Origin of the sequence: Actinosynnema sp. NPDC059335, from assembly GCF_042752395.1 — a bacterium.
Classification (GTDB): domain Bacteria; phylum Actinomycetota; class Actinomycetes; order Mycobacteriales; family Pseudonocardiaceae; genus Actinosynnema.
The window spans coordinates 1-7,047 of sequence record NZ_JBHYXZ010000260.1 but is presented as its reverse complement, the minus strand read 5'-3'; the positions used below and the strand labels follow the sequence as shown (position 1 = coordinate 7,047).

Annotated in this window: 5 protein-coding genes; 1 reads left to right on the top strand and 4 read right to left on the bottom strand. The window is 74.1% G+C overall.

The annotated features are described in order from the left end of the window. Window positions 1–44: 44 nt before the first annotated feature. Window positions 45–815, bottom strand: coding sequence for a type I methionyl aminopeptidase (gene map / locus ACFXGA_RS38960; RefSeq protein ID WP_378097830.1), 771 nt, complete (start codon window positions 813–815; stop codon window positions 45–47). Between the two features lie 82 nt (window positions 816–897). Between map and ACFXGA_RS38955 the strand changes: the two genes are divergently transcribed. Then, window positions 898–1,167: a helix-turn-helix transcriptional regulator gene (locus tag ACFXGA_RS38955; RefSeq protein ID WP_378097827.1), complete on the top strand. Its 270-nt coding sequence runs from the start codon at window positions 898–900 to the stop codon at window positions 1,165–1,167. 101 nt (window positions 1,168–1,268) lie between these two features. On the opposite strand, the gene ACFXGA_RS38950 is transcribed toward ACFXGA_RS38955, so the two are convergent. From ACFXGA_RS38950 to ACFXGA_RS38940, 3 genes are all read right to left on the bottom strand, one after another. After that, window positions 1,269–2,318 carry a lytic polysaccharide monooxygenase gene (locus ACFXGA_RS38950; RefSeq protein ID WP_378097824.1) on the bottom strand — a complete coding sequence of 350 codons (1,050 nt, stop codon included), beginning with the start codon at window positions 2,316–2,318 and terminating at the stop codon, window positions 1,269–1,271. Window positions 2,319–2,672: 354 nt separating this feature from the next. Beyond that, window positions 2,673–5,867: a hypothetical protein gene (locus ACFXGA_RS38945; RefSeq protein WP_378097821.1), complete on the bottom strand. Its 3,195-nt coding sequence runs from the start codon at window positions 5,865–5,867 to the stop codon at window positions 2,673–2,675. A gap of 254 nt (window positions 5,868–6,121) precedes the next feature. Further along, on the bottom strand, window positions 6,122–6,976 hold the full coding sequence (locus ACFXGA_RS38940; RefSeq protein ID WP_378097818.1) for a hypothetical protein: 855 nt from the start codon (window positions 6,974–6,976) through the stop codon (window positions 6,122–6,124). Between the last annotated feature and the right edge of the window lie 71 nt (window positions 6,977–7,047).

Sequence of the window (7,047 nt, the reverse complement as noted above, 5' to 3'; positions counted from 1 at the left end):
CCCCGGGGGGGCGCCACCCGGGCGGGGGCACCGCCTGTCCGGCTCTACGCCTCGTGCCGGGTGAGCACGAGAGGTTCGTCGTCCGTGATGGCGATCGTGTGCTCGGAGTGCGCCGTGCGCGAGCCGTCGGCCGAGCGGATCGTCCAGCCGTCGTCGTCGTAGACGATCCGGTCGGTCGTGCGGGTGAACCACGGTTCGAGCGCGAGGGTCAAACCCGGCCGGAGCACGAGACCCCGGCCGGGCCGGCCCTTGTTGGAGACGTGGAGGTCCTCGTGCATCGTGCGGCCGATGCCGTGGCCGCCGAACTCGGTGTTGACCGGGTAGCCGTGGTCGCGGGCGACGGACCAGATGGCCGCCGAGATGTCGCCCAGGCGGTTGCCCGGCCGCGCGACCGCGATGGCCGCCTCCAACGCCTCCTCGGTGGCCCGGATGATCCGCAGGTCCTCCTCGGCGGGCGTGCCGACGACGAAGGTGCGCGCCGAGTCGGCCACCCAGCCGTCGATGCCGACCGCGAGGTCGGCGCTGAGCACGTCGCCGTCGCGCAGCACGTAGTCGTGCGGCAGGCCGTGCAGCACGGCGTCGTTGACGGACAGGCAGATGACGTTGCGGAACGGGCCGCGCCCGAACGACGGCGCGTAGTCCCAGTAGCAGGACTCCGCGCCGCGCCGCGCGATCATGCCGCGCACGTGGTGCTCCAGGTCCAGCAGGTTGACGCCCACCTCGGCGAGGCGGGCGACCTCGGCGAGCGCCTCGGCCACGAAGCGCCCGGCGACGTGCATGCGTTCGATCTCCGCAGGCGTCTTCAGCTCGATCACGAGTACCTCGCGTCCCATCGGTATAGTAATACCGAGACGCTAGCACTTGTCGGTATAGTAATACCAACCCTATCCTGGGCGCATGGTCCGCCAACCCCTCACGCCCGAGCAGGTCGAAGCCGGCAGGCGTCTCGGCGCGCTGCTGCGCCGCGCGCGAGCGGGGCGTGACCTGGCGGAGGTGGCGCGGGCGGCCGGCGTGTCGCCGGAGACGCTGCGCAAGATCGAGACGGGACGGCTGCCGTCGCCCGGGTTCGGCACGATCGTCTGCCTCGGCGAGGCGCTCGACGTGCCGATCGAGGAGTTGGCGGCCACCTGGCGCGGCACCGGCCTGCCGCTGGAAGCGGCCTCCTGACCACGGCCTGTGCCGCCTGTCGGCCGGCCACGGCTGTGCCGCTGGAAGCGGACTCCCGACGACCGCCGGCCGCCCGTGGCGGGCGGCCGGCCGGTCCGCGGTCAGGACGCGGTGCAGCTCAGCGTCGGGGTGCCGAGCGTGCCGGAGGCGACGAAGCCGAACGTGGTGCTCGCCCCGGCGGCCAGTGAGCCGTTGTAGCCGACGTTGCGCGCGGTGACGGACGTCCCGCTCGTGGTCGCGGCGGCGCTCCAGATCGAGTTGATCCGCTCGCCGTTGGCGAACGTCCAGGTCACCGCCCAGCCCGTGATGGCGGCGGACCCGGCGGTCACGCGGACCTCGGCCTGGAAGCCGCCGTTCCACTGCGAGGTGGTGCGCAGGGTCGCCGAGCAGCCGCGTGCCGGGAGGTCGGTGGTGGTGGTCGTGGTCGTCGTCGTGGTGGTGGTGCTGGTGGGCGTGGTCGTGGTGGTGGTCTGCCCGCCGTCGGTGAAGTTGACGTCGCTGCAGAAGTAGTAGGACTGGTCGAGGTGGCTGGCCTGCCAGACCGTGTAGAGGACGTGGTGGCCGGTGCGGCCGGGCGCGTTGACCTCGACCGGCGTGGTGGTGCCGGTGGCGATCCGGCCGGTCTGCCCGACCAGTTCCAGGTCGCTCCACTTGAGCTTCTGGGTCTTGGGGTCGAAGCCCTGCCGGGTGGCGTAGACCCGCATGTAGTCCGCGCCGTGCGACGACTGGTCGTGCAGGTTCAGCGTGAACCGGCTCGGCCGGTCGACGGTCTTCCAGTTGCCCGGCTCGTCGAACGCGGCGTAGCGCCCGTTGTGCGCCAGGCCCGCGCTGCACAGCTGGCCGTCCGGGATCGCGGCCTGGTGGTTGCCGGCGACGCCCTCGCGGAACAGGCCGTTCCAGTTGTACATCGCGGACGCGTCGGCCTGCCAAGCCTTGTAGCACATGGGGTCTTCGGTGGCCATCTGCTGCGTGGGGCCGTTCGGCCACCGGTGGTAGCAGGCGTACTGGCGCGCGGGCGGGTCGCTGACCGAGCCGTGCGCGGACGCGGTGCCCGCGCTCAGCGTCACCAGGAGGGTGGTCAACAGCGCCAGGCACGCGCCGAGTGCCGCCGCGGCCCGCCACAGCGCGCCGGGGCGCGACGGCACCCGCACGGACAGCGCTGCCCGCGGCTGGTTGGGAGCGCTCCCAGAGTGAAGCATGTGTACCGCCAAATCTTCGTTGATCGACGACGTGGACTTCGACGGCTCCGCACTGCGGTGGGAACCGGTACCGCTCGGACTCCTTGCCGCGGTCGAACGGACCGCGAGGGCTGCCGGGCCGCTCTGGGAGCGCTCCCAGCGGTGGTCAGTGTTGGGAGGACGCCACCGGCTCGGCATCGGCCATACGGGTGATGTTGCGCAAAGCGTCCGGTCGGTTGGCCGGGGAGTGCGGGAACCGTCGGCGGGCGAGCGGCCGTTCGGCTCCTTGCGCCTGGCCGGTCGTCGTGGTCGCACGAGGGCGAGGGCTCAGCCCGATCGGTGCGCCGCCAGACCGTTCAACTCCTCGACGATCACGTCGTAGGTCTCGGGCCGGAACGCGACGAGCTGGTGGACCACGTAGCGCCAGTCCGTCGTGCAGAGCCTCTGCGCGAGGTACTGCCCTTCCGGGAGGCCGCGCACCCGTTTCCGGTACGGGGACTCGGCCGGTGCGACGGTGGTGTGGTCCCGCGGCCACGAGGAGAAGGTCGGGAACTTCCGCTGGGCGATGAACTCCAGGACCTCGGTGTAACCCCGCAGCTGTGGCTTTTCGCCCGGCAGCGCGATCGCCATCGTGGTCGGCGACCCGTCGTCCGCCCCGGCCGACCGGAGTCGGTCCACGAGGTGGTGCATCCGCCGGCGGTCGCCGATCCGGGCCGCGGTCTCGGTCAGGGCGATCAGCGCCTCCGTCCTCGTGGCCCTGGGCGTCGTGGCGTCGATGACGCTCTCCACCTCGTCCAGCACTTCGCCCTTGCGCGTCGCCTCCGCGACCGCCGTGAGCGCCGCGATCCGGTGTGCCGGGTCGGTCGCGGTGCGGGCGACCTGTTCGGCGCGGTCCACGTCGCCGGTCGCGAGGAGGACCCGGACCAGCTCGAGCCGAGCCCGCTCCCGCGCCTGCGGGTCCTCGACCGAGGAGAGGGCCGACGCGGCCACGTCCACCAGGTCGTTCTCGAGCGCGCCGTGCGCGACCGCCGCCCACGCGGCCGACCTGGCCATCGGGTCGCGAAGGCGTCCGGCGTCGGCTGCGGCGCGGTCTACGTCGCCCCGTGCGGCCATGGTGCCGATCCACAGGACCGCGAGCCTTTCCTCGTCCGGTCCGGGCGTGGCGCGTGCCAGCTCCTCCGCCGCCGCCAGGAGGTCCGCCGTCCGAACGGGGTCGTCCTCGCGCAGCGCGGACGCGGCGACGGACACCAGGCTCTCCGCACCGCTGCCGCCCACCGCGTGCCGGCGCGCGAGGTCTTCGGCCCGGTCGAGGCCACTGCGCCGGCGGGCGAGGGCCGCCACCAGGGCGGGCAGGACCTCGTCGCGCCACTCCGCCTCCGGCACCTGGTCGGCCGCTCGTTCGACCTCGGCGATCAGGCGGTCCGCCCGTTCGCGGTCGGCGGCGGCCCCCGCGACGAGCGCGAGCCCCATGCCGAGCCCCGCCGGCCGGGTGATCGACCGCGCGATGGCCTCGGCGCGGGCCGGGTCGTGCTCGACCACGACGCGGATGATCGACAGCAGGGCTTGCTCCCGGCGCGCGAGGTCCTTGATCATCCCGGCGATCCGGAGGGCGCGGTCGTGGTCGAGGGCCTGCGCCGCCGCCCTCGCCATGTCGGGTGCGTCCACCGTCCAGTAGAAGTCGTCCGGCTCGAGATCCCGTTCCGCCGCGTCGAGCAGCTTGGTGGACGAGGCCCGGTCACCGAGCTTCGCGGCGGCCACCGCCGCCTCCGCGCGGGCCACCACCCGCCCGTGCTCCGGGTGGAGCGAGAGCGATCCTTCGGTGCGCAAGACGTAACCGAAGGCTCGCTCGTGGTCGCCGCGATCGGCGGCTCGGACCGCCAGCGAGGCCAGGGCGAGCGGGCGCTCGGCCGCGGCGACCCGGTCCACCGCGGTCTCGGCGCGCTCGTAGGCCCCGATCCGGGCGAGTTCGTCGATCACCCACCGCAGCGGGGCGGACGTGAAGTGCCGGTCCAGCGGGAGCGCGGTCTTCTCCGCCCGGTCGAGCAGCTCGTCCGCCTCGACCGTCCGACCTACCCGGCGGACCGCGCGGGACGCCGTCAGGAACGCGCTGACGCGATGGTGCGGCTCCTCGAACGCGTCGATCATGGAGCGCGCCCGGTCGACGTCGCCGAGCATCGCCCAGCCGGCGGGCAGCGAGAGCGGCAGCCTGCCGGTGTGCCCGAACAGGTCCGCCCGGTGCACCGACAGCCGGGTCAGGGCGACCAGGTCCGGGTGCTCGTCGCCGAGCAGCGCGTCCTGGGTCGCCGTGATCTCGGCCAGCCCGGCGCCGTCACCGCCGGTCATCGCGCGCAGCCGGCGTCGCCGCGCCGGGTCGGTGGCGCAGCTGAGCATGCGGGTGGTGTCGCGGGACGCCGACAGCATCGCGAAGTAGCCGCCGAGCAGGTACTCCGGCGTGCCCTCGGGCCAGCGGAGGTCCCGGTGGCGATCGGCCCACGCGTGGATCCCGGCCCGGTGGTCGTCCAGGCGACGGCCGTACATCTGCGCGGCGAGCCGGTGCAGCTCCCAGTGGGCGAGCACGTGGACGTCGGCCGATCGACCCGGTCGCGGTCCCGGACGGCGCGCGAAACCGCGGCCCGCGGCCGTGCTCAGCACCTCCTCCACCTCCCACTCGGTGGCACCGGTCAAGCCGGCCAGGTCCGCGGTGGTCAGCCCACCGCCCGCGGCGGTGGTCAAGCCCAACAGCGCACGGGCCAACGGGGTGCCCTCGAACACGCGCTTGAGGTCCCGCACCATGACTTCCCGCAACGCTCTCGCCTCCGGGGACGGTGTGAGCGGCCGGATGACCGCCGGGTCGAGCAGCGGGTGGTCGTCCGGCACGTCGTACGGCAGGCGCGGGGCAGGCCGCCCCGCGACGATCGCCCGCATGCCGGTGGGAAGGTCCCGCGGGAGGAACGCCGCGATGCTGTGCCCGCCGGCCGTCGCGTCGAAGCCGACGTCCTCGTCGATCCCGTCCACCACGAGCACGAACCGCTCGTCCCGGGACGCGCACCGGGCGGCGGCGTCCCGCAGCAGGTGCAGCACGTGCCCCTCGCGGGTCGCCTGGTCCAGCAGGGGAGGCGCCGGCCGTTCGAGGAACTCCAGGAGCTGTTCGAGCAGGTTCTGCACGAGCGCGGCGCGGTCGCCCTGGCCCGCCGACGCGCCGCTGACGAAGAACGACACCACCCGCACACCGGGCGGCGGGTCCAGGACGAACGACGACAGCAGGGCCGACTTCCCGGACCAGGCGTCGGCGCACAACCACGTGTACCGACCGTCGTTCTCCGGGGAGGTGCAGAACCCGGTCAGTTCCGCCACCTCCTCGTCGCGCCCGACCAGCTCGGTCGGCGCGATGCTCGCGACCCGCGAGCGGTAGCCGCTGCGCACCGCGGCGTCCACGCCGACGTGCACGCTGCCGGCGACCGGGCCCGTCTGGACGACGGGGCCGGCGGAGCCCGTCACCCTGTTCTCGGTCGTCCAGGTCACCGCTGGATCATCGCGGCGCCGTGCCGATCGCGAACCGCAGGAGTGCGGGTTTCACGCCGTCGCCGCGGTCACCGGACCGCTCTCGTACGCCGGCACCACGGCCACCCGGTCGCGGAGTTCGAGCTCGGTCGGGATGCAGCCGACGTGGGTCTTCACCACCTCCTCGGCGGTGGACAGGCGTGCCCCGATCTCGGCGTTGGACGAACCGAACGCGCCGAGCGGGGTGCGGACCGGTGGGTCCGCACCCCCGGTGCTCAGGGCGTGTTGTCGGTGACCGTGCCGACGACCGTGACGGTGTTGGCCCCGGGTTGCAGGTTCGCCAGGTCGAAGCGGACCTGTTCGGCCGGCTCGGCTTGCTCGTCCGGCGCCGTCAGCACGAACACCTCGCGGTTCACCTCGCCGGGCGTGAAGTAGGCCGTCACCGACACGCGGGTGCTCGACAGCGGCCGGGAGGGGAGCGGCTCCTCCTGGGAGACGCGCTGGCGGAACCAGGTCTCGTCCACGTCCGTGGTGGACAGCTCGACCCCGCCCGGGGCGACCGCCCGGCCCTGGACCGTGACGTTCGAGTCGGCGGCCGAGGACAGGGTGATCCGCCACGCCAGCGTGCCGCCCTCGGTGACCGCGTCGGTGACCGGGGTGGCGGTCAGGGTCGGCAGCGGGTCGTCGTTCGGCACCGTCAGCCGGTTCACGAAGCGGCCGACGACCGCGCCCCCCACGGCCTTGGCCAGCACCGGACGCCTCGCGTCGAAGCTCCAGCGGGTGTTGCCGGTGATCTGCACCGGCACCTCGACCTCGCGTTGCCCCGGCTCGATCGCCACCGCGTGCTCGGTGTACGTGCGGCCGTCCGCGTTCTGCACGAACACCCACACCGAACCCGTGCCGCGGCCGGAGACCGAGACCGGGAACCGGGCGGTCCGGGTGCCCGAGTCGCCCTCCTCGACGGTCAGCGCGCCCACGTCCACCCGCGGCAGCGCCACCGGGCGCGGGTCGGGCAGGCCCGGGGACCAGCCGTGGGCGTCGATGAGCCACGCCTCCCCGACGCCGCCCTCCGGCACGAGTTCCAGCTCGGCGACGCGGCCCAGGTCGATCCCGCGCGCCGGCAGCGGCACGCGGACCGGCGGGGGCCCCCGGGGGGGGGTGCGCGCGGGGGGGGCCGGGGGGGGCGCGCCCCCCGGGCGCG